Source organism: Hymenobacter sp. BRD67, from assembly GCF_013256425.1.
Taxonomy (GTDB): domain Bacteria; phylum Bacteroidota; class Bacteroidia; order Cytophagales; family Hymenobacteraceae; genus Hymenobacter.
Genome location: NZ_CP053904.1, coordinates 4,302,990 through 4,323,208 on the forward strand (window position 1 = coordinate 4,302,990; position 20,219 = coordinate 4,323,208).

Below are 20,219 nucleotides of genomic sequence, written 5' to 3' on the forward strand. Positions count from 1 at the left end.
ACGCCGTTATGGACTACGAGCGCAGCCTTATCACCAACCAGGTCGAAAATGGCATCTCCGTTCGCATGGCCGTGCTCGACTGGCTCACGCCGGGTGGGGAGTTCCCGCGGCAGGAAGCGTATGCCGCCCGCAACGAGCCAGCTCAACGGTGATTACGCCCTGACCGCCGGATGCGGCGGGCTTTGCCCGCGCGTTTGAATATTAAAATTATAAAATAGTAACACCCTCTTGCCGGTTTACCGCACTCATCCAGCTATGCTTCTCCTTCAAAATGCCCGCATTGCCTCCGAAAATTCACCAGTGCTTCTCGAAAGCGATGTCCTGATTGTCGAAGGAAAAATCCGGGCCATCGGCAGCCGCCTGGCCATTCCCGAGGGCGCCCGCGTCATCGACGCGCACGGCCGGGTTCTGATGCCCGCCATGTTTGATGCCCATGTCCATTTCCGCGCCCCCGGCTTTGAGAACAAGGAAACCATCACTACGGGTAGCGAAGCGGCCATCAACGGCGGCATTACCGGCGTGGTGATGATGCCCAACACCCGCCCGGCCTCGATTCGGCGACCGCGGTGGCCACCGTGCTGGAAAATGCCAAGCACCGGTCGCGCATTCCGGTGTATACTTCCGGCTGCGTCACCAAGAACCGCGAGGGCAAGGAGCTGGCGGAAATCGAGGGCATGCGCGAGCTTGGGGTGAAAATGCTCACCGACGACGGCGACACCACCGGCGACCCGGCGGTACTGCTGCGGGCAATGCAGTACGCCACCGAGTTTGGGATGTTTTTTGCCAGCCACTGCGAGGTGCCGGAGCTGGCCGGGCCGCGCGCCCTCAACGAAGGGGTGATGAGCTACCGGCTCGGCATTAAGGGCTCGCCGGCGTGCGCGGAGGAAATCATTATCGACCGCGACATTCGCCTGGCCCGGGCGGCGGGCGCGCACGTGCACATCCAGCACGTGTCCAGCAAGCTCGGCATGGAAACCATTCGCTGGTGGAAATCGCGCGGCGATGTGAAGGTGACGGCCGAAGTGGCCCCGCATCACCTGCTGTTCACCGACGAGCACATCGGGGATTACGACACGAACTATAAAATGAACCCGCCGCTGCGGACGCAGGCCGATTGTGATGCCCTACTCGCGGGCTCATCGACGGCGTATTCGACCTCATTGCTACCGACCACGCCCCGCACACTCCCTTCGAAAAAGCCCAGGATTTTATCAGCGCGCCCAATGGCATCACCGGCCTCGATACGGCCCTTGTCTCGCTCTATCACCACTTCGTCGAGCCCGGAAAATTTGGGTGGGACCTGGTGGTGAAGCGCTATTCGGCGGAGCCCCGCCGCCTGATGGGCCTGCCGGCAGCTGCCATCGAAGTCGGCCAGCAAGCCGACTGCCTCTTATTCGATACCGAAGCGGAAACGACCTTCACGCGGGAATTCATGAAATCCAAATCCCAGAACACACCCTTTATCAACCAGACGCTGAAAGGTCGGGTAGACCTGGTGATTTTAGGCACGGAAATCCTGCTGGAGCGCTAACCGTTCATTGCGCTGAGGCCTGAATGAGGCTGAATAGTTTGTCCTGCAATGAGCTGACCATCGGGAGCGTGTGCGGCGGCAAGAGGTGGCCCGTACGCAGGCTATGCAAGAATGTCCCTACTGAAAAATCAGGCAATCAAGGCCTTAAACTGGGTCGTAATGCGTTGCAACGGTTTAGGAAGCCGTCTCACTTAAATTGCTGATGAGACGCCGCCGAGTCGGCCACGGCGGCGTCTCATCAGGTAAAGTAGCCCGTCGGGCTGAGCGTAGTGAAGCCTGACGGGCTTTCAACTTCCTGAACAGCTTCATTATTTGATATACTGGCTGCCAATAATTTTCTCATTCGTCGACGAAAGCGCAAGGCAGGCCATCGCTACCTTCTCCCGGTATCAGTTGGGCAAAGACTAGCAGGGCTCCGGTCAACTTATTTCCGGAAGAAACAAGGTAACCTGTTCGTTTTTGGCTGGCTGCTTTACGTATGCCCCTGGTAATGCCCCTGCTGGCCCGTGCAGGCTAGCACAGTCCAGCGGCACTTGCCCCTTTTATGTCCGATTCTATCCCACACTCCCACTACGCGCGAGTGCTTGCCTGGCTCGACCAGCACCTGATTCGCCGGCTGTATACGCCACGGGTGCGGCGCCTCATTTTGCAAAGTCTGCCGTTTTGGATTGCCTCCCTGCTGACCGGCCTGGTAGCCGTAGGGTATGAACGAATATTTGTCTGGGCCGAGCAACTCAGCTTTGACTGGCTGGGCCGCGTGCCCCTGCTGGCCTTTGTGCTCACGCCGCTGGCCTTTCTGCTCTCGTGGGCGTTGGTGTACTACCTGGCACCTGCTGCGCGGGGCAGCGGTATCCCGCAGGTCATGGCCGGCATTGAGCTATCCAACCCCGCTCAGCATCGGCATACCGAGTATTTGCTGAGTTTGCGGGTTGCTGCCGTCAAGGTTGTGAGCAGCGTCGTGCTGCTACTGGGTGGGGGCGTAATCGGGCGCGAAGGCCCCACTATCCAGATATCGGCCGCTATATTCCGGACTATCAATCGCTTGCAGCCAGCCAGCTGGCCACACCTTTCGCGCCAGATTGCGCTGGTAACCGGCGGGGCAGCTGGCCTGGCGGCCGCCTTCAATACGCCGCTGGGGGCATCGTGTTCGTGGTTGAGGAGCTCACCCAGATTCACTTGTCGCGCTTCCGCCTGGCCGTATTCGCGGCCGTTATTATCGCCGGGCTCACGGCCCAGCAGTTTCTGGGTTCCTACCTCTACCTAGGCTTCCCGAAGGTGACCTCTCCGGCCGGCTGGTTTCAGGTGCTGGCTATGGGCTGTGCACTGGCTTGCGGGCTGGCAGGGGCGCTGTTTGCCAAGGCGCTGCTAGCCGTGGGGCAGTACCGCCGCCGGTTCACAACCCTGGCGGCGCAACTGAGCTGGGTGCTGGGCTGTGGGGTGCTGATGGGCAGCCTGGCTTACCTGGTCGGCCGCGAAGGAATCGGCACGGGCAAGCCAATTATCAATCAGCTGCTGTTTCAAAACAGCGGGGTCACCCCGGCTACCTGTTCCCGGCGCGCTTCGTGGGCATGGTGCTCAGCTATAGTGGCGGCGGGGCCGGCGGCGTGTTTGCCACCTCGCTGAGCGCGGGGCGCTGCTGGGCGATGGCCTGGCGCGGTTGGCCGGGGTGCCTGTGCCCGACCGCAACCTGCTCATCCTGGTCAGCATGGTCGGCTTTCTGACCGGGGTGGTCCGTTCGCCGTTCACGGCTGCTATCCTGGTGCTGGAGATGACAGACCGGCACTCGGCTATTTTTCAATTGCTGCTCGGGCCATGCTGGCTCAGGCTGTTGCCGCGCTAGTCGACCCGCACTCCCTCTATGAGCACCTCAAGCAAGGCTTTATCCGGGAGTCGCTGGCGCAGGAGGTAGCTACCCAGCCTGACGTAGACGAAAAGCCTGCCCCAACACGCGTTGAAGAGTGAAGCCTGCCCCGGCGCCCGTTAAAGACTAAAGTCGGGCTGCGGAGGCTCAGTGAGCAACAACCAATTCTATTGCTGAGCCAGGAAAATCCGTTAATAAAACAAGTCGTCTGGCTCCGCCTCTCTTTGGGTAAGGAGGCCGGCCCAAAGGGGCTCGTGAGGTAAGCTGGCTACACAGTTAGGTAGAGTAATTATATTATAATATATGTTATATAAAATATATGAAAACTACTTTTCACCTCGGCGTTGAACGATAGCTGAGCGAGGCTTTTCTTACGGCGCGGACGCCGAGACGCAAAGAGGCGTCTCTACATCCACCCTGAACTTGCTATAGGAAAGTCCCGGTAGCGGGGCATTCGCTTTGCCAGGTGAGAGAGCGCCGTGCTACCTTTCGCCCGCAACTCATGCCAAGCTTATGTTTAAGTACGTATTGGCCTTGTGGCCGCCACGCTTTTTAGTATTGCCGGGCTACGGCTCAGCAGCGACCCGTTCTTACGGACCAGGACTATGCCCGCGCTGAGCGCTTTATGGGCTATAATACCCAGGCCCTGGTAGATGGCATCCCCGGCCAGCCCCACTGGCTGCCGGGCGACCGCTTCTGGTACCGCGTACTGACGGCCAAGGGTAGCGAGTTTGTGCTGGTTGACCCGGTCCGCAAAACCCGCACGGCCGCTTTCGACCACGCCAGGCTGGCCGCGGCGCTATCTGAGGCCAGCGGCAAAACCTACGAGGCCGGCCGGCTGCCATTTCGTGACATTGCCTTTTCGCCCGATGAAAAGTCGGTTTCCTTCGCTGCCGCCGGTAAAAGCTGGCAGTACAACCTCAGCAGCGGCCAGCTAAGCCCCGGTGATGCCCAGCCCGGCCCCAACGCGCAGAACGAAGTGGAGTCGCCCAATGGCCGGCTGGCCGCCTACATCAAGGACTATAACCTGTGGGTCCGCGACACGAAAACCAACCAGGCCACCCAGCTTACTACTGACGGCGTTAAGGACTACGGCTACGCCACTGACAATGCCGGCTGGACCCACAGCGACCAGCCGGTGCTGCGCTGGTCGCCAGACTCGCGCAAAATTGCTACTTTCCGGCAAGACCAGCGCGCCGTGGGCGACATGTACCTGATGACGACCAACGTAGGCCACCCCACGCTGAAAGCGTGGAAGTACCCGCTGGCCGGCGACAAGGACATTGCCATGATTGAGCGGGTGATTATTGAAGTGAACAGCCCCAAAGTGGTGCGCTTGCAAGTAGCTCCGGACCCGCACCGTGCGTCGCTGTCGGATGATATTTCGAGCAGCGGCACCTTCGACGACGTGGATTGGAGCCCCGACGCCAGCCAGCTGGCTTTTGTATCGACCTCGCGCGACCACAAGCAGGAAAAGCTGCGCGTGGCCGATGCCGCCACCGGCGCAGTACGCGACGTATTTGCCGAAACCGTGGCTACGCAGTACGAATCGGGCCAGCACGCCATCAACTGGCGCTACCTGCCCAAAACCAAGGAGGTTATCTGGTACTCGGAGCGTGATGACTGGGGACACCTGTATCTCTACGACGCGGTCAGCGGCACGCTGAAACACCAGATTACCAAGGGCAACTTTGTAGTGACGCAGCTGCTGCGGGTAGACGAGGCCAAGCGCCAGCTTTACTTCCTGGCTGATGGGCGCGAGCCGGGCAACCCGTATTTTACGCACCTCTACCGCATTGGGCTGGATGGCAAGAACCTGACGTTGCTCACGCCCGAGGCCGGCAACCACCAGGTGGCACTGGCGCCCTCGGGCCGCTACTTTCTCGACACCTACTCGCAGCCCGACAAGCCGGGCGCAACCGTGCTGCGCGGGGCCGATGGTAAGCTGATTTTAACGGTGGAGAAAACCGATATCTCGCGCCTTACGGCCACCGGCTGGAAAGCGCCCGCGCCCATCACGGTGAAAGCCCAGGACGGCCGGACGGACCTCTACGGCCTGATGTTCACGCCCACGACGCTGGACCCGGCCAAAAAGTACCCGATTATAAATTATATCTACCCCGGCCCGCAGGGTGGGGCGTGGGTAGCTGGTCGTTTTCGGCGGCGCGCGGCGATAATCAGGCGCTGGCCGAGCTGGGCTTTGTGGTGGTGGTGATTGAGGGCAGCTGCAACCCGCTGCGCTCCAAGTCTTATCACGATGGCTGCTACGGCAATATGGCCGAAAACACGCTCTCGGACCAGGTGACTGGTATGCGGCAGCTGGCGCAAAAGTATCCGTACATCGACCTGGAGCGGGCCGGCATCTGGGGGCACTCGGGCGGCGGCTACGCCACGGCTGCGGCCATGTTTCGCTACCCTGACTTCTTCAAAGTGGGCATTTCGGAGTCGGGTAACCATGAAAACCGCAACTACGAAGACGATTGGGCCGAGCGCTATATCGGCCTGCTCAAAACCAACCCCGACGGCACCACCAACTACGACAATCAGGCCAATGCCATCTTCGCCAAGAACTTGAAAGGCAAGCTGATGCTGGCCCACGGCCTCATGGACGACAACGTGCCTTCTTCCAATACGATGCTCGTGGTGGAGGCCCTCACTAAAGCCAACAAGAGCTACGACCTGGTAGTGTTTCCAAACGCAGCGCACGGCTACGGCGCCTACTCGCCCTATATGACACGCCGCCGCTGGGACTACTTTGTGCAGAACCTGGCGGGTGCCCAGCCGCCGCACGACTACGAAATGAAGCCCGCGCCCGACCCGCGCAATGTGGTGCAGTAGACGAAGCAGTGAATAGCTGCTGGCGGGGCCAGTGCCTTGTCCTTGTTAATACGTTTGCTGTATTAATTCTATATACTAACTGGTGTTGGCTTGTTAGTGGCAGCAGCTTCGCCCCGCCCGTAAGCCAGGCGCAGCAGGCTGGGCAGCACCACAAGCAGCAGCGGCAACGCCAGCAGCAGGCCCCCGATGACGGCAATGGCCAGCGGCTGGTGCAGCTGCGCGCCGGCCCCAATGCCCAGCGCCAGCGGGGCCAGCGCCACAATGGCCGAGAGTGCCGTCATAAGCTTGGGGCGCAGCCGGGCGGCGATGGAGTAGGCAATGGCCGCCTCCACCGGGCCGCCTTCGGCTCGGAAGTCGTTGAACTGCTGGAAGGTAAAGATGGCATTTTCTCCGATGATGCCTACTACCATGATGAGGCCGGTGTAGGAGCCTACATTCAGCGGCGTATTGGTAAGGTACAGCGCTAGGCTGCCCCCGGCCGGCCCCAGGATAGCGACGAGTAGAATCAGCCCCGCAGCCTTTATATCCCGGAACAGAAATAAGCCGACCGCGAATACCAGCAAACAAGCCGTGCCCAGGATGGTTAGCAGTTCCTGGAACGACTGCTGCTGCTCGGCGTAGGAGCCACCGTACTGGATGAAATAGCCGGGCGGCAGCGGTACATCACGCACAATCTTCTGCTGAATCTCCTGCATGGCCGAGCCTAGGTCGCGGCCGTCGAGGCGGGCAGTCACGGCCGTCATAGCTTGCAGGTTTTCCCGGTTCAACTCGGCGCTGCTTGTCGTCACGGTCACGTCGGCCAGCTCGTCGAGGCGGCGGCGCTGTCCATTGGGCAGAAATACGGGCTCACCGCGCATTTGGGCCAGGGTAGCCTCGGCCGCCTGCGGGTAGCGTAGCCGGATGTTGAGCAGCTGCTCGCCGCTGAGCACGTTGCCGGCCACCGTGCCCCCCAGCTGCGTTTGCAGCTGCGTCTGGAAGCTGGTAGCCGTAAGGCCAAATTGGGCCAGCTTGCGCGGGTTGGGGCGCACGTCCACGCTGGGGCCTACCTGCACGATGCCGTTAAAAACGTCGGCCGTGCCGGCGGTTTTTGTCACCACCTCGGTTACCTGGTTGGCCAGGGCATAGCGCTGCGTGGGGTCGGGGCCAAAAACCTTTATTTCAATGGGTTGCACGGTGCTCATCAGGTCGCCGAGCATGTCGCCGATAACCTGGCCGAAGTCTACCACCAGGGCCGGCTCCGTGGATTCGATGCGCTGGCGCAGGTCAGCAATCACTTCTTCGGTTGAGCGCTTACGGTCGGTTTTGAGGCGGATGAGGTAGTCGCCGCTGTTGGGCTCGGTGATGAAGAAGCCCATTTGCGTGCCGGTCCGGCGTGAGTAGCTTGCCACTTCGGGCACCTTCACGATAAGCTTTTCGGCCTGGCGCAGCATGCGGTCGGTTTCGTCGAGGCCCGTGCCGGGCGGCGAATGGTAGTCCAGCACAATGGCGCCCTCGTCCATGTCGGGCAAAAAGCCGGTGGCCAGGCGTGGAATGACGAACGCCATCACCCCCAGCAGCAGCAGAATTCCCACCACGCTATAAGCTGGGTGGCGGATAACTGAGCGCACCCACGGTATGTCGTGGTGCTGGGTCGTAGCCGTCGTGTCGTTTTCCGTAACCGCTTGCCCGCCCTTCATTTGCTTGGAAGGCCCGGATGCGCGCTTTTCCAGCTCCAGGCTGTCGTCGGCGGCCACGGTGGTGGCATCGGCGGGGCATCGGGAGGGCCAAAGCCATCGCTGGCCGGCAGCGGACTGGTTGGTTGGGTTGCCTTGTTCTTTTTGCTGAGCAGGAGGTAGGCGACCGGCAGCCCGAGCCAAGCTACGAAAAAGGAGCACACCAGCGCCACTACCATTGTGGTAGCGAGTACTTTAAAATATGCTCCGGCCACACCACCCAGCAGGGCGAAGGGCAGGAAAATTACGATGGTGCTGAGGCTCGACCCTATCAGGGCGGGTAATAAGTGTTTTACTGAGCGCTCCACTACCTCACCGGGCGTGGCAGCCGGGTGCTCTTCGCCCACCCGGTGCAGTTGCTCAACCATCACCACCGCGTCGTCAATCATGAGGCCGATGGCGGCGGCAATTGCCCCTAGGGTCATGATGTTGAGCGAATAGCCCAGCACGAAGTAAAGTACTGCCAGGGTCAGGGCCAGGGCCACCGGAATGGTAAGCACCAGCGTGAGCGACGCCTTCCACGAGCGCAGGAATAGCGACGTCACCACCAGGGCCAGCGCCAGACCAATCCACAGAGAATCCTGCACCGAGCGCACGACTTCCGACACGAAATCGGCTTGGTCGTAGTAAGGCGCCAGCTTAATGCCGCGGGGCAGGCCCACGCGCAGGGCAGCCACTTTGGCGGCCACGCCCTGGCTGACTTCCACCACGTTGGCCGCTGGCTGGCGCTGCACCGAGATGAGTACCGCGTCGTGCCCGTTGGCATTGATGCGGATGTATTCGGGCTGTTCGCCGATGCGCACCGTGGCTACGTCGGCCAGACGCACAATGCGGCGGTTATCATTGCGCAGCACCACATTCTCCAGGTCTTCTTTCTGGAGAATAGTCGCGTCCGTCACCGTGAGGTAGAGGCGGCGGTAGTCGGCCAGATAGCCGTTGCTCTGCACAAAATTGGTGTTATTCAGCGCGGTCTGCACAGCTTCGGGGCCAATGCCCAGGGCCGCTAGCTGGGTTGGAATCAGCTCTACCTCATACTCCTTGGTGCGTCCGCCCTGAATTTGCACGGCCGCTACCCCCTCCACCTGCGAGATAAAAGGCTTAATCGTGTAGAGGGCCAGTCGCCGCAGCTCCAGGGCCGAGTGGCCGGGCGCCTCCAGTGTGTACCCCATCACCGGCAGAATGGCCGGGTTCATGCGCTCCACGCTGATGTTGATAGTGGCAGGCAGGCTGCCCCGGGCCTGGTTGAGACGGCTTTCAATGAGCTGCTGGGCCTGCACCACATCGACGCCCCAGTTGAGATAGGCCGAGATTTCGCATGACCCCCGGCTGGTGGTCGAGCGCAACAGCCGCAGGCCCGGTACCTGCTTCATGGCATCTTCCAGCGGCTTGGTCACGGTCACCATCACGCGGTCAACCGGCGCCAGGCCTACGTCGGCAATCACCTTCACTTTGGGGAAAGTCACTTCCGGAAACAGGGCTACCGTGAGGCGCCGGTAAGCCAGCCCGCCCAGCGCGAGCGCCAGCGCCAGCAGCACCGCGATGGGGGCCTTGTAGGCCTGCAAAAAAGGAGTGCGCATACGAAGTCTGAGAAAATAAAAACGGCGCTCCTTATTCGGTGGTCGCCGGCACAGCTTGGCCAGCGCGCTGCACTTTCACGGCTGCTGTATCGCCGAGGCCGTAGTTGCCGCTGAATAAAATTTTATCGCGACTGGTAAACGTGGGGGACTTAATTTCGACGCGGTCAGTTTGCTGGTTGCCCACGGTCACCGGCACCTTTATGGCCGTCGAATCATTGAGCAGGCGCATGACCCAGAATTCCGTCTGCGTTTCGTCGGTGAGCAGTGCGGCGCGGGTAGGGTGGGGGTGAGGTGGGGAGCGGTACGGTCGAGCTCGACCTGCACGGCCAGGTTTTCGGGCAGGTCGGGCACCGCGCCGGTGGGCCGCACGGTGTAGCGCTGGGTTTGCAGAGTAGCGTCGCCGGTAGCCAGCTCCTGGGTCACGCGCCCAGGTAGCACGCGCCCGTCGGGGAGCTTGATGCGGCAGCTCTGGCCGGTGTGCACGTAGCGCAGCTGCGTCACGGGCACGTCAAGCAGAAACCCAAACCGGTTACGGTCGTAGCTCATGGCCAGCTGCTCGCCATCCTGCACATAGTCTCCGGCCAGCTTATCGACCGTGGCGAGCACGCCCGCCTGGGTGGCTTTTATTCGGATAATGCCCGAAAAGCGCAGCCCGGGGTCGCCGGTAAGCTTGTCGAGATGCAGCACCCGGCTCTCCTTTGTTTGCATCGTAAAGATAGTCTGGCCCGCCGCCACGCGTTGGCCCGGCACCGGCACCGGAGCCAGCAGGTAGCCAGTGGTGGTGGCCCGTAGCACGTCTTTGGCCGGGTAGGCCGACACCGCGCTCAGTTGCAACACATCAGTAAGCGTATCGTGCTGCACGGTACCCACCGTGACGATAGCGCGAGGCTTTACCTCCGCCTCCCCTGCGGGGGCGCCTCAGCGGCCGGGGTGCTTCCCGAATGGCAGGCAGTGAGTAAAAGCAGTAAGCAAGCAAACGGAAGGCGGTAGGACATGGGGTAAGCATAGTAAAAGGTCAGCAGCTCGTAACGAGCACGGTAGACCTTAGCGGAGCAAACGCGTCAGCAAAAGGCTAAGCCACCTGGGGGTTCGCTTATAAAAGGTTGTCAGGCAGTGAATAAAAGGAGCTACCCGCATCATTCACCCAGATAATCCAGGGCATATTGGCTGCGCAGGCGGTCAGTTTCGGCTTGGGTAAGGCTAAATTGCAGGGTACGGTAGCTCGTCACCAGGTTGAGGTAATCGAGAATAAGTACGTCGCCCGTGGCCAGCTGCTGCTGGGCGGCGCCCACCAGCGCCTCGGCCACCCGCAGTTGCTCGCGAATGCGCGCGGCCAACGCCTCGGAGGCCCGGATGAGCCCTCGCAGCTGGTCGTACTGTTGCTGCCGCTGAATAGTCAGAAATTGCCGGTACCCGCGTCGGCTCTGCTCGGTCAGGTCGATGCGCTGGTATTGCAACTGCCGCTGGTGGCCATCAAAAATGGGCAGCGAAAGCAGAAAGCCCGCCCCAAAGCCGGTGCTGTGACCCAAGGCAAGCAATGCCGGCTGCGACGACTGGACGCCCGCGTCCACCACCGCGCTCAGCTTAGGCCGGTAGGTGGCATCTACGGCTTGGCGGTCCAGCACATTCCGCAGGCTGTCAAGCGTATATCGCCGCTGGGTAATGGAGGTGAGGCCAGCCAGCCCCCGGTGGGTAGGCGGCTCGGGGGCGTAAGCGCCAGCAGCACCGTATCGCCCACGCCGGCCAGGTAGCGTAGCGTACCCAGCTCCCGCCGGTAGGCAAGGCGGTTTTGTTCCACCGTCACCTCCTGGGTGCGTACCGATAGGTAAAAGCTTAGGTATTGCGTCTGCTTGAAAATACCGGCGTTCACGAGCTGGCGCAGCTGGTTATCCTGCTGGCGCAGCTGCGCCAGCAGTGTGCGACTAAAATCAAGCTGCAGCTGGGCAGTATAGGCTGTAAGAAACTGGTCGGTCACGGAGCGACGCAAATCGAGCTGCGAAAGCTGTCCGCTGTTGCGTAACGCCAGCCCTTGGTTGCCCAGGATGCGGTAGTCGGTTTGCAGCTGAAAACGGTTGAGCACTGGCTTGGTCGCCTGTGCATAGCTGGCGTAGTTGCCGCCGTTGCTCACGGCTTGGTCGTAGCCCAGTACTTGGTCGCCATTTTTATTGGTCAAAACGGGCGTGGCCACGGCGGCCCCAACACCAGCCACTTGCAGGCCATTCTGCGCTTTGCGACGCAGGCTGTCGAGGCGGTTCTGCGCTACTTGGTTGCGCAGGTCGTTCAGCAGCGGGCTCCGCTGGTAGGCTGTCGCCAAAAAGCCAGGCAGCGCGCGCGGACTGGCTGGCTCTGGCATCGGTAAGGTTGGCAGGGTTGCCAGGCTGGAAGGGCTTACCTGAGCTTGGGCTACCGTCCCAGTTAACAGTAAGCCAAGCAGTAGTAAGCGAAGGCAAATAAGCATACTATAAAGGTCAGCTGAAATTCTGAAGAAAAACGGAGAAATTAAATTAATTTATATGAGTAATAATTAAAATATTATTAAAATGTAAGTTTATTGCCTAGCTTGTACGAACAATTAGCCCCGTCGTAGCAAAGCAGTCACAAAATGAAGCATGCCCAGTGGCGAAACTCCTTGGGCAGCTAAACAACACGCTGTTTAGCGCAAATGTGTACACGACTATTTGACTGGCTCCCCTCTCCTTTCTCCATTTCGGGGAAGGGGCCGGGGTGAGGCCACAGCTAGAACGAAACAGGTATCCTGATTGCAAAACTGCACTAGTGCGGTCATGGTAGGGATTGCGTTGGGTATAGCGAAAGCAGACGCACAAAAAAACGCCGACCTGCGGGCCGGCGCTTTTTGATTCTGATTTTGATTCTAAAGCTATTTAGGAAGTAATAGTAAGCCTGGTTTCCAGCAGGATAAACCTATCGGGTTGGCGTAACCCGCGACCTACTTGCCCAGTTTAATTTTCAGATTTTCGTTTAGCGCTTCCAGAAACTCCTCCGTGTAGAGGTAGTCGCGGCCATGCTGCACCTTGTTGCCGTGAATGCACACGGCCAGGTCTTTGGTCATTTTGCCGCTTTCCACGGTTTCGATGCACACTGCTTCCAGGGCTTTGCAGAAGTCGATAAGCTCCTGGTTGCCATCCAGAATACCCCGAAACTCCAGGCCGCGCGTCCAGGCGAAGATAGAAGCGATGGGGTTAGTCGAAGTGGGCTTACCGGCCTGGTGGTCGCGGTAGTGGCGCGTTACGGTGCCATGCGCGGCCTCAGCTTCCATTACGGTGCCATCGGGCGTTACGAGTGTGGAAGTCATCAGGCCCAGCGAGCCGAAGCCCTGCGCCACGGTGTCGCTCTGCACGTCGCCGTCGTAGTTTTTGCAGGCCCACACAAAGTTGCCGTGCCATTTCAGGGCCGAAGCTACCATGTCATCAATCAGACGGTGCTCGTAGGTGATGCCGGCGGCTTTGAACTTTGCCAGGTAGTCCTGCTCGTAAATCTCCTGGAAGATGTCCTTAAAGCGGCCATCGTACTTTTTCAGGATGGTGTTTTTGGTAGACAAATACAGTGGCCAGCCTTTCATCAGGGCCTGGTTGAAGCAGGCGTGCGCAAAGCCCCGAATCGACTCGTCGGTGTTGTACATGGCCAGGGCGACGCCGTCGTTTTTGAAGTTAAATACCTCAAACGACTGCACGTCGCCGCCGTCCTCGGGCGTAAACGTGATGGTGAGCTTGCCCTTGCCCTTGGTTACGAAGTCGGTAGCGCGGTACTGGTCGCCGAAGGCGTGGCGGCCAATGCAGATGGGTGCCGTCCAGTTGGGCACCAGACGGGGTACGTTGCTCATCACAATCGGCTCCCGGAAAACTGTGCCATCCAGGATGTTGCGAATAGTGCCGTTCGGCGACTTCCACATCTGCTTCAGGCCAAACTCCTGCACGCGCTCCTCATCGGGCGTGATGGTAGCGCACTTGATGCCCACGCCGTATTGCTTAATGGCGTTGGCCGAGTCAATGGTTACTTGGTCATTAGTTTGGTCACGGTACTCAATACCGAGGTCATAGTACTTGATGTCGAGGTCCAGATACGGCGTAATCAGCTTGTCTTTAATAAACTTCCAGATGATGCGCGTCATCTCGTCGCCATCGAGCTCTACTACGGGGTTAGCTACTTTTATTTTAGTCATGTCCACTAAGGGCTTTTTGAGGGTTTTTACCAGGCTCCGGCCAGAGAAGAAGCCAGCCGGCCAGCCCGCACCAGTCTGGCGCGGTCATTACCGGGGTCAATATTAAGCAAGGCTTTCTGCGCATGGGCAGCCGTAGGTTGTCGCAAACGTTTGCACTGGCGAAACGCTGCTAATTATTTATAAAAACAGCTTGCTCGGCATCATTTTCCACCGTTTTGCATGTTGCTAGGCACGCTAGGAGAATCGTTACCGGCAAACCATAAACTGCCACAAGCTTCGCGGCTGGCTACCCTTGCGTTAAGCAGCAAGGCCTCCGGAAGAACAGTTCCGAAGGCCTTGCTAATATATGTAAAATAAGATATTTAGCCCTGCTTACGCCAGCACCTGAATGACAGCTTCTGAAAAGCGCTCCATCTCTTCCAGCTGTGGGCTGCATTGCAGCAAAAACAAATCGACGCCTACCGCCTCGAAAGCCGCGATACGGTCGGCTACCTGGGCCGGCGTGCCGGTGAGGCCCGAGCGCAGGCCCCGGTTCGATACCGAATAGTCTTGCAGCGACACCTGATTTTCGAGCTGGGTGCCCGCCAGCCACTGCTGGTAGTTTTTGTAGCCAGCTGCCGAGCCCTGCACGTTCGTAATGCGGTCAAGCTCTTTCTTTACTTCCTGCTCGGTGTTACGCACGATAGAATAGGCGGCCACGCCAAATTGCATACGCGGCAAACCTAGCTTTTCGCGGCGCTCGCTCAGGTCCTGAATGCGCCGGCCGATGGCAGCAGGGTCGTCGCCGTGCATCACGTAGCCATCACACTGCTTGGCAATCAGGTTTTTAGCCGCCTCCGACTCGCCCCGGCATACAAAAACGGCCGCGGCCGCGACAGCGGCTTGGGCTGAAGAATAGAATCTGTCACCTTGTAAAACTTGCCTTCAAAGGAGAAGTGGTCCTGCTTCCAGAGGTTATCTACCACGTGCAGCCACTCCGCAGTACGGGCGTAGCGGTCGTCGTGCTGCTCAAAGTGCACACCGTACTTTTTAGCCTCATCCTGCCACCACGACGACACAACATTGAGCGACAGGCGCCCGTTGCTGATGTGGTCGATGTTGGCGGCCTGCTTGGCCAGCAAAGCCGGTGAGTGAAAGGTTGGCCGCACGGCCACCATCAGCTCAATCTTTTTGGTAACGGCCGCCAGGGCCGCCGCCGTGCTCCACGCATCCAGCGACGGCGCTTCTTCGCCCTTTATATCGTTGAGATTCAGCTCAGCAATGAGCGAGAGGTCGTAGCCTAATTCCTCACTGCGCTGGGCCAGCGTTTTCACATAGTCCCAGTCGGCCCGCATATTTTCGTCTTCGACGTTGCGCAGCCACCCGCCGAAGACGGGCATCCAATAACCATAGCGCATAACTAGACAGCCAGGGCGGTTTCGGCGTGAGCAGATACGGCGGCCGGGGCGGCCGGCACTTGCGTTTCGAGGTAGTCTACAAAACGCGCGTACGGGTCAAAGCCTACTACGTTCACGGCGTCGGCCACGAAGTTCGACAGGGCGTTGATATCATAAAACAGTACGTCGCCAGTGCGGTCGTCAATCAGGTACTCTACGCCGCCCACGTCGATTTTGGCAGCTGCCACAATGCGCTCCACCGCAGCAATTACTTCGGCCGGTGGCGTAAAGGCTTCTACCTGAATGCCCTTCTTAGGCGCTTCTGTCAGGCAGAAATCAGCCGACGGTGCTTCCGGAATCTGGCATATCTCGGCGGGGCACAGGTTGAAGCTCTCGCCGGTAGTATACACCTTCATAGCGTATAAAAACTTGCCTTCCAGCGTTTCTACGCGGTGAATGTGGCCGCCCCGGGGCGTCACGTATTCCTGCACCAAGGCCGTCTGGTCGATACCTAGGTCAATCTGGCCGGCTTCTACAGCAGCCTCTACACCCTCAATGGTATCGAAGCGAATAATACCCGCGCCGCTGCCGCCGATATTTACCTTCACCACAATAGGAAAGCGCAGCTCGCGGGCCGCATCCGGCACCCGGGAGGCGTGGTTTACTACCCGTGAGTTAGGGTATTTTAAGCCCAGCGACCGAAACAGCGCCAACTGCCTTGCCTTATTGGTTTCGATGCTGGTAGCTACCGAGCCGTTGATGATGCGTACGCCCAGCCCTTCAAGGTGCGTAGCGAAGCCTGCGGTATGAAAAATACCCTGCCCGTGCCCGCGCAGATAAGCTGACGAGCTCATCCGGTTCACAACAAGCGCGTAGGGGCTTTCAACTTCCGTCGGGTCAAACAGATGATGGGCAGCGTCAATCTTTTCGTAAGGCAACTCACGGCGGTCCAGCTCCGCAAACAGTGGCTTAAACCACTCGGGGTGTTCATAATAAATGCCTATCGGCTTGGAGGTAAGCGACATAACTAAGAAAGAAGTGAAAGGGAACAAAGCAAAAGCCTGACAGGCAACGCACGCGCCGGGTTATAGCAACAACAGCCTCAGAAAGGTACAGGTTCGGACTGATAATATATTAAATTTAATATATTATGCGATTGGCCCGTCTGAGTGAGGTGCCGACGGCTTAGCCAGCCGGCGGCCAGCAGTGTCGCGTAGCCTGCTCAACAGCCACGGCTACAACAGCCCCACGAGCGGCAGGCTAAGTTGCGAAGCGGGGTAGGGGAGGGGAGGAGGGAGCGCACGGCGTGTTGTTTTTATACCGCCGGCGCGTAGTGCGCCAGCCTTCGGTTGGCACCGTTTGGCACAAGCCAAGGTTGCCGGCGTTTCATCGAGCCTGTCTCTCCGCGCCTCGTTATAAAAACAATCCTTTCTGATAAAAGGAATTGATGCAGCAAAGGTATGAACGCGCTTTCATAAGCGCTCTATGGTAGCAATGTGTAGTAGCAGGAAAGCGCTTGGTTATAGGCAGCGTGGCTGGCAGCTACATTTCTGGCAGCTACATTTATAGTTGTCGTCGGCCCTCAATGTATCCGCCGGTTCCATGTAGACCAATCCGTATGCCTCACATGCTGGGCGAAGGAAGTCATGGTGAATGTACAAGGCAGATAACTTCGCTGAAACAGCAATTACTTCCAGTATAATTTATTCAGGCTTAAGATTCCCCTTCAGCACCAATAACTCGGGTAAGAGCTGGGCTAGACGCATTAGGCCGGGACGCACAAAAGCCCTGCTCCGGGCCGCTGATGAAAGCGCAAGGAGCAGGGCTTTTGTTGTAAAGTTGGCGGCGACCGACTCTCCCACCGGTGAAGGCAGTACCATAGGCGCACCGGGGCTTAACGACTCTGTTCGGAATGGGAAGAGGTGAACACCCGGGCTAAAGCCACCATTGCTGGCGTGGCTGTCGTGTTCAGGACAGCTACAAAACCGTTGACATAAGGGAAAAGAGAAAGAAGTAGAAAGACTGTGTGGGACAAGCGTAAGTCCTCGGTTCCTTAGTACCGCTCAGCTGTGTCATTTCTGACTTTACACCTGCGGCCTATTTACGTGGTCGTCTACCACGAACCTTTCTTTGGGATGACTCATCTGGAGGTGAGTTTCGCACTTAGATGCTTTCAGCGCTTATCTGCTCCCAGCGTAGCTACCCGGCGCTGCCCCTGGCGGGACAACCGGCGCACCAGCGGCTGGTCCAACTCGGTCCTCTCGTACTAAAGTCAGGTCCTCTCAATCATCCAACGCCCACCACAGATAGGGACCGAACTGTCTCACGACGTTCTGAACCCAGCTCGCGTGCCACTTTAATCGGCGAACAGCCGAACCCTTGGGACCTTCTCCAGCCCAGGACGTGACGAGCCGACATCGAGGTGCCAAACCTCCCCGTCGATATGAGCTCTTGGGGAGATCAGCCTGTTATCCCCGGCGTACCTTTTATCCTTTGAGCGATGGCCCTTCCATGCGGAACCACCGGATCACTATATCCGTCTTTCGACCCTGCTCGACTAGTCAGTCTCACAGTCAAGCCCGCTTCTACTATTGCGCTCTACGTACGGTTACCAAGCGTACTGAGCGGACCTTTGAAAGCCTCCGATACTCTTTTGGAGGCGACCACCCCAGTCAAACTACCCAGCAGCCACTGTTCTCTGAAGACTCAGAGTTAGGCAACAGGCACAGTAAGGGCGGTATTTCAACGTTGGCTCCACAAGACCTAGCGGCCCTGCTTCGACGCCTCCCGCCTATGCTACACATACTGAACCCATCACCAATGGCAACCTATAGTAAAGGTGCACGGGTCTTTCCGTCCCGTGGCGGGTACTCGGCATCTTCACCGAGACTACAATTTCACCGAGCTCACGGCTGAGACAGCACCCAAATCGTTACACCATTCGTGCAGGTCGGAACTTACCCGACAAGGAATTTCGCTACCTTAGGACCGTTATAGTTACGGCCGCCGTTTACTGGGGCTTCGATTCAAGCCTTCGCCTTGCGACTAAGCTCCCCTCTTAACCTTCCAGCACCGGGCAGGTGTCAGGCCTTATACGTCCGCTTACGCGTTAGCAAAGCCATGTGTTTTTGTTAAACAGTCGCTTGGGTCTTTTCACTGCGGCTTCTCTATCACTAGAGGAAGCGTCCCTTCTCCCGAAGTTACAGGACCATTTTGCCGAGTTCCTTGGCCGTGATTCACTCGAGCGCCTCAGGATACTCTCCTTGACTACCTGTGTCGGTTTGCGGTACGGGCCGAAACAGAATACAACGTTTAGCAGCTTTTCTTGGCAGTCCTTAGGTACACTATCCACGTGGCCCGAAGGCCGTGTGGTACTATCACCTTTCCCCTAGGTTGGCGTACTTAACTACCATCCTACTAGGTACGGGCTTTAACGAGCACTTCCGTCCGCTCGCGGTACGTTCATTCCTGCGTCCCTGCATCACTTTCTGTTCCGGGGGCCAGAATATCAACTGGCTTGCCATCGGGTACACCTCTCGGCTCTCCCTTAGGTCCCGCCTAACCCAATTCCGATTAGCGTTGAATTGGAAACCTTAGTCTATCGGCGAATAGGTTTCGCACCTATTTTATCGTTACTCATGCCTACATGTGCTTTTCTGGACGCTCCACCATGCCCTGACAGGACGGCTTCTCCGCAACCAGAATGCTCCCCTACCACTTGACACATACATGTCAAATCCCGCGCTTCGGTGCCTAGCTTGATGCCCGCGTATTATCGATGCCCGGTCGCTCGACCAGTGAGCTGTTACGCACTCTTTAAAGGAATGGCTGCTTCCAAGCCAACCTCCTGGCTGTCAAAGCAACTGGACCTCCTTTGTTCAACTTAGCTAGAACTTAGGGACCTTAGCGGCGGGTCTGGGTTCTTTCCCTCTCGGCCGGGGACCTTAGCACCCCAGGCCTCACTGCCGTGTATGAATTACAGGCCATTCGGAGTTCATCAGGATTCGGTAGGCTCTGACACCCCTAGTCCTATTGGTAGCTCTACCTGCCTGTAACCTAACCACGACGCTGTACCTCAATACATTTCGGGGAGTACGAGCTATTTCCTAGTTTGATTGGCCTTTCACCCCTACCCTCAAGTCATCCAAATCCTTTTCAACGGAAACTGGTTCGGACCTCCACAGCGTGTTACCGCTCCTTCATCCTGCTCAAGGGTAGCTCACTAGGTTTCGCGTCTACCCCCCTGACTACGCGCCCTATTCAGACTCGCTTTCGCTGCGGCTGCGCGCCTTTAAGCGCTTAACCTTGCCAGGGAGGAGTAACTCGTAGGCTCATTATGCAAAAGGCACGCTATCAGACTACAAAAGTCCTCTAACTGCTTGTAAGCACACGGTTTCAGGTTCTTTTCACTCCGCTATCCGCGGTTCTTTTCACCTTTCCCTCACGGTACTGGTTCACTATCGGTGTCTCAGGAGTATGTAGCCTTAGCGGATGGTGCCGCTGGATTCAGACGGGGTTTCTCCGGCCCCGCCCTACTCAGGATCCTGCTACCGTGAATCAGAATTGTCGCTTACCGGGCTCTCACCGTCTCTGGCGTGTTTTCCCACACACTTCAGCTAACTCGATTCAATCAGATCTTGCAGTCCTACAACCCCAGAGCGGCCGTAACCGCCCTAGTTTGGGCTCCTCCCCGTTCGCTCGCCACTACTTGGGGAATCATTGTTATTTTCTGTTCCTGTCGGTACTGAGATGTTTCAGTTCCCAACGTTTGCCCTCTTCTCCTAAAAGAAGAGTCACTGGTCTTCAACCAGCGGGGTTGCCCCATTCGGACATCCGGGGATATAACGGGTATGTGCCCCTCCCCCGGCTTATCGCAGCTTATCGCGTCCTTCTTCGCCTCTGAGACCCTAGGCATCCCCCGTGTGCTCTTGCTTACTTCTCGCTTGCGACTTGCTCAATTGCTTGAGCCAAGTTGAGTAGGTATCCTAAAATACCTACCCCCGCTTTTTACTTCTCTCTCTTGTTTTCCCTTACGTCAAAGAACATCTACTACCCAATTGGTAGTGAGGCGAAGTATAGACTTGACCTATACTTCTGATAATATTGAATGGAGGAAATAGACAAAATAAGTAGCTATCAGCTAC

At 58.2% G+C, this 20,219-nt stretch carries 16 protein-coding genes, 2 rRNA genes, 2 pseudogenes and 1 riboswitch; of the genes and pseudogenes, 8 read left to right on the forward strand and 12 right to left on the reverse strand.

What is annotated here, in order from left to right; genetic code table 11:
- Nucleotides 1-8: 8 nt before the first annotated feature.
- Nucleotides 9-152 carry a hypothetical protein gene (locus GKZ67_RS22770; RefSeq protein ID WP_217278642.1) on the forward strand — a complete coding sequence of 48 codons (144 nt, stop codon included), beginning with the start codon at nucleotides 9-11 and terminating at the stop codon, nucleotides 150-152.
- 142 nt (nucleotides 153-294) lie between these two features.
- Here the strand turns inward: GKZ67_RS22770 and GKZ67_RS23995 are convergent, their stop codons facing one another.
- Nucleotides 295-435 (reverse strand): hypothetical protein, encoded by a 141-nt coding sequence (locus tag GKZ67_RS23995; protein ID WP_254244964.1) that lies wholly within the window; start codon nucleotides 433-435, stop codon nucleotides 295-297.
- On the opposite strand from GKZ67_RS23995, the gene GKZ67_RS25380 reads away from it, so the two are divergent.
- From GKZ67_RS25380 to GKZ67_RS24010, 7 genes and pseudogenes are all read left to right on the forward strand, one after another.
- Complete coding sequence (locus GKZ67_RS25380) at nucleotides 421-693, forward strand: hypothetical protein (protein ID WP_410505095.1); 273 nt, start codon at nucleotides 421-423, stop codon at nucleotides 691-693. The two genes, GKZ67_RS23995 and GKZ67_RS25380, sit on opposite strands and share 15 nt — an antisense overlap.
- Before the next feature lie 466 nt (nucleotides 694-1,159).
- Nucleotides 1,160-1,531, forward strand: a complete 372-nt coding sequence (locus GKZ67_RS22780; RefSeq protein ID WP_254245291.1) for an amidohydrolase family protein — start codon at nucleotides 1,160-1,162, stop codon at nucleotides 1,529-1,531.
- Nucleotides 1,532-2,075: 544 nt separating this feature from the next.
- A pseudogene (locus GKZ67_RS20140) lies at nucleotides 2,076-3,154 on the forward strand (chloride channel protein).
- Nucleotides 3,155-3,197: 43 nt separating this feature from the next.
- Nucleotides 3,198-3,371: a chloride channel protein gene (locus tag GKZ67_RS24000; protein ID WP_254245292.1), complete on the forward strand. Its 174-nt coding sequence runs from the start codon at nucleotides 3,198-3,200 to the stop codon at nucleotides 3,369-3,371.
- Entirely contained in the window at nucleotides 3,344-3,493 is a 150-nt protein-coding gene (locus GKZ67_RS24005) for a hypothetical protein (RefSeq protein ID WP_254244965.1), read from the forward strand. Before GKZ67_RS24000 ends, GKZ67_RS24005 begins: the two co-directional genes overlap by 28 nt.
- Before the next feature lie 524 nt (nucleotides 3,494-4,017).
- Nucleotides 4,018-5,607: a DPP IV N-terminal domain-containing protein gene (locus GKZ67_RS20145; RefSeq protein ID WP_254244966.1), complete on the forward strand. Its 1,590-nt coding sequence runs from the start codon at nucleotides 4,018-4,020 to the stop codon at nucleotides 5,605-5,607.
- Complete coding sequence (locus tag GKZ67_RS24010; RefSeq protein ID WP_254244967.1) at nucleotides 5,532-6,230, forward strand: prolyl oligopeptidase family serine peptidase; 699 nt, start codon at nucleotides 5,532-5,534, stop codon at nucleotides 6,228-6,230. The genes GKZ67_RS20145 and GKZ67_RS24010 overlap by 76 nt, the downstream gene beginning before the upstream one ends.
- A gap of 68 nt (nucleotides 6,231-6,298) precedes the next feature.
- On the opposite strand, the gene GKZ67_RS20150 is transcribed toward GKZ67_RS24010, so the two are convergent.
- From GKZ67_RS20150 to GKZ67_RS20200, 11 genes and pseudogenes are all read right to left on the reverse strand, one after another.
- Nucleotides 6,299-7,963 (reverse strand): efflux RND transporter permease subunit, encoded by a 1,665-nt coding sequence (locus GKZ67_RS20150; RefSeq protein ID WP_254244968.1) that lies wholly within the window; start codon nucleotides 7,961-7,963, stop codon nucleotides 6,299-6,301.
- On the reverse strand, nucleotides 7,903-9,519 hold the full coding sequence (locus GKZ67_RS20155; RefSeq protein WP_173246101.1) for an efflux RND transporter permease subunit: 1,617 nt from the start codon (nucleotides 9,517-9,519) through the stop codon (nucleotides 7,903-7,905). Before GKZ67_RS20155 ends, GKZ67_RS20150 begins: the two co-directional genes overlap by 61 nt.
- Before the next feature lie 31 nt (nucleotides 9,520-9,550).
- On the reverse strand, nucleotides 9,551-9,748 hold the full coding sequence (locus tag GKZ67_RS20160) for a hypothetical protein (RefSeq protein ID WP_173246104.1): 198 nt from the start codon (nucleotides 9,746-9,748) through the stop codon (nucleotides 9,551-9,553).
- Nucleotides 9,718-10,389: an HlyD family efflux transporter periplasmic adaptor subunit gene (locus tag GKZ67_RS20165; protein WP_173246107.1), complete on the reverse strand. Its 672-nt coding sequence runs from the start codon at nucleotides 10,387-10,389 to the stop codon at nucleotides 9,718-9,720. The genes GKZ67_RS20160 and GKZ67_RS20165 overlap by 31 nt, the downstream gene beginning before the upstream one ends.
- A 266-nt stretch (nucleotides 10,390-10,655) precedes the next feature.
- The gene (locus tag GKZ67_RS20170) at nucleotides 10,656-11,144 is read right to left on the reverse strand and encodes a TolC family protein (RefSeq protein ID WP_173246110.1); all 489 of its coding nucleotides are present in this window, start codon (nucleotides 11,142-11,144) and stop codon (nucleotides 10,656-10,658) included.
- Entirely contained in the window at nucleotides 11,123-11,833 is a 711-nt protein-coding gene (locus GKZ67_RS20175; protein WP_173246113.1) for a hypothetical protein, read from the reverse strand. Before GKZ67_RS20175 ends, GKZ67_RS20170 begins: the two co-directional genes overlap by 22 nt.
- A gap of 633 nt (nucleotides 11,834-12,466) precedes the next feature.
- A complete protein-coding gene (locus GKZ67_RS20180) occupies nucleotides 12,467-13,699 on the reverse strand; it encodes an NADP-dependent isocitrate dehydrogenase (protein ID WP_173246116.1) in 1,233 nt (410 codons plus the stop codon).
- A 372-nt stretch (nucleotides 13,700-14,071) separates the two neighbouring features.
- Nucleotides 14,072-15,096 (reverse strand): annotated as a pseudogene (locus GKZ67_RS25385) (LLM class flavin-dependent oxidoreductase).
- A 2-nt stretch (nucleotides 15,097-15,098) separates the two neighbouring features.
- A complete protein-coding gene (locus GKZ67_RS20190; protein WP_173246119.1) occupies nucleotides 15,099-16,100 on the reverse strand; it encodes a RimK family alpha-L-glutamate ligase in 1,002 nt (333 codons plus the stop codon).
- A 287-nt stretch (nucleotides 16,101-16,387) separates the two neighbouring features.
- A riboswitch (SAM riboswitch) is annotated at nucleotides 16,388-16,497 on the reverse strand.
- A gap of 415 nt (nucleotides 16,498-16,912) precedes the next feature.
- Nucleotides 16,913-17,024 (reverse strand): 5S ribosomal RNA (gene rrf / locus GKZ67_RS20195).
- Nucleotides 17,025-17,108: 84 nt separating this feature from the next.
- Nucleotides 17,109-20,018: ribosomal RNA gene (locus tag GKZ67_RS20200) — 23S ribosomal RNA — on the reverse strand.
- Between the last annotated feature and the right edge of the window lie 201 nt (nucleotides 20,019-20,219).

What these genes read in the sequence shown, in the direction of transcription:
- GKZ67_RS20190 (WP_173246119.1), bottom strand. Translation starts at nt 16,100, where the DNA reads ATGTCGCTTACCTCCAAGCCGATAGGCATTTATTATGAACACCCCGAG.
- GKZ67_RS20145 (WP_254244966.1), top strand. Translation starts at nt 4,018, where the DNA reads ATGGGCTATAATACCCAGGCCCTGGTAGATGGCATCCCCGGCCAGCCC.
- GKZ67_RS23995 (WP_254244964.1), bottom strand. Translation starts at nt 435, where the DNA reads ATGGGCATCAAACATGGCGGGCATCAGAACCCGGCCGTGCGCGTCGAT.
- GKZ67_RS24005 (WP_254244965.1), top strand. Translation starts at nt 3,344, where the DNA reads ATGCTGGCTCAGGCTGTTGCCGCGCTAGTCGACCCGCACTCCCTCTAT.
- GKZ67_RS20155 (WP_173246101.1), bottom strand. Translation starts at nt 9,519, where the DNA reads ATGCGCACTCCTTTTTTGCAGGCCTACAAGGCCCCCATCGCGGTGCTG.
- GKZ67_RS20160 (WP_173246104.1), bottom strand. Translation starts at nt 9,748, where the DNA reads ATGCGCCTGCTCAATGATTCGACGGCCATAAAGGTGCCGGTGACCGTG.
- GKZ67_RS20180 (WP_173246116.1), bottom strand. Translation starts at nt 13,699, where the DNA reads ATGACTAAAATAAAAGTAGCTAACCCCGTAGTAGAGCTCGATGGCGAC.
- GKZ67_RS25380 (WP_410505095.1), top strand. Translation starts at nt 421, where the DNA reads ATGTTTGATGCCCATGTCCATTTCCGCGCCCCCGGCTTTGAGAACAAG.
- GKZ67_RS22770 (WP_217278642.1), top strand. Translation starts at nt 9, where the DNA reads ATGGACTACGAGCGCAGCCTTATCACCAACCAGGTCGAAAATGGCATC.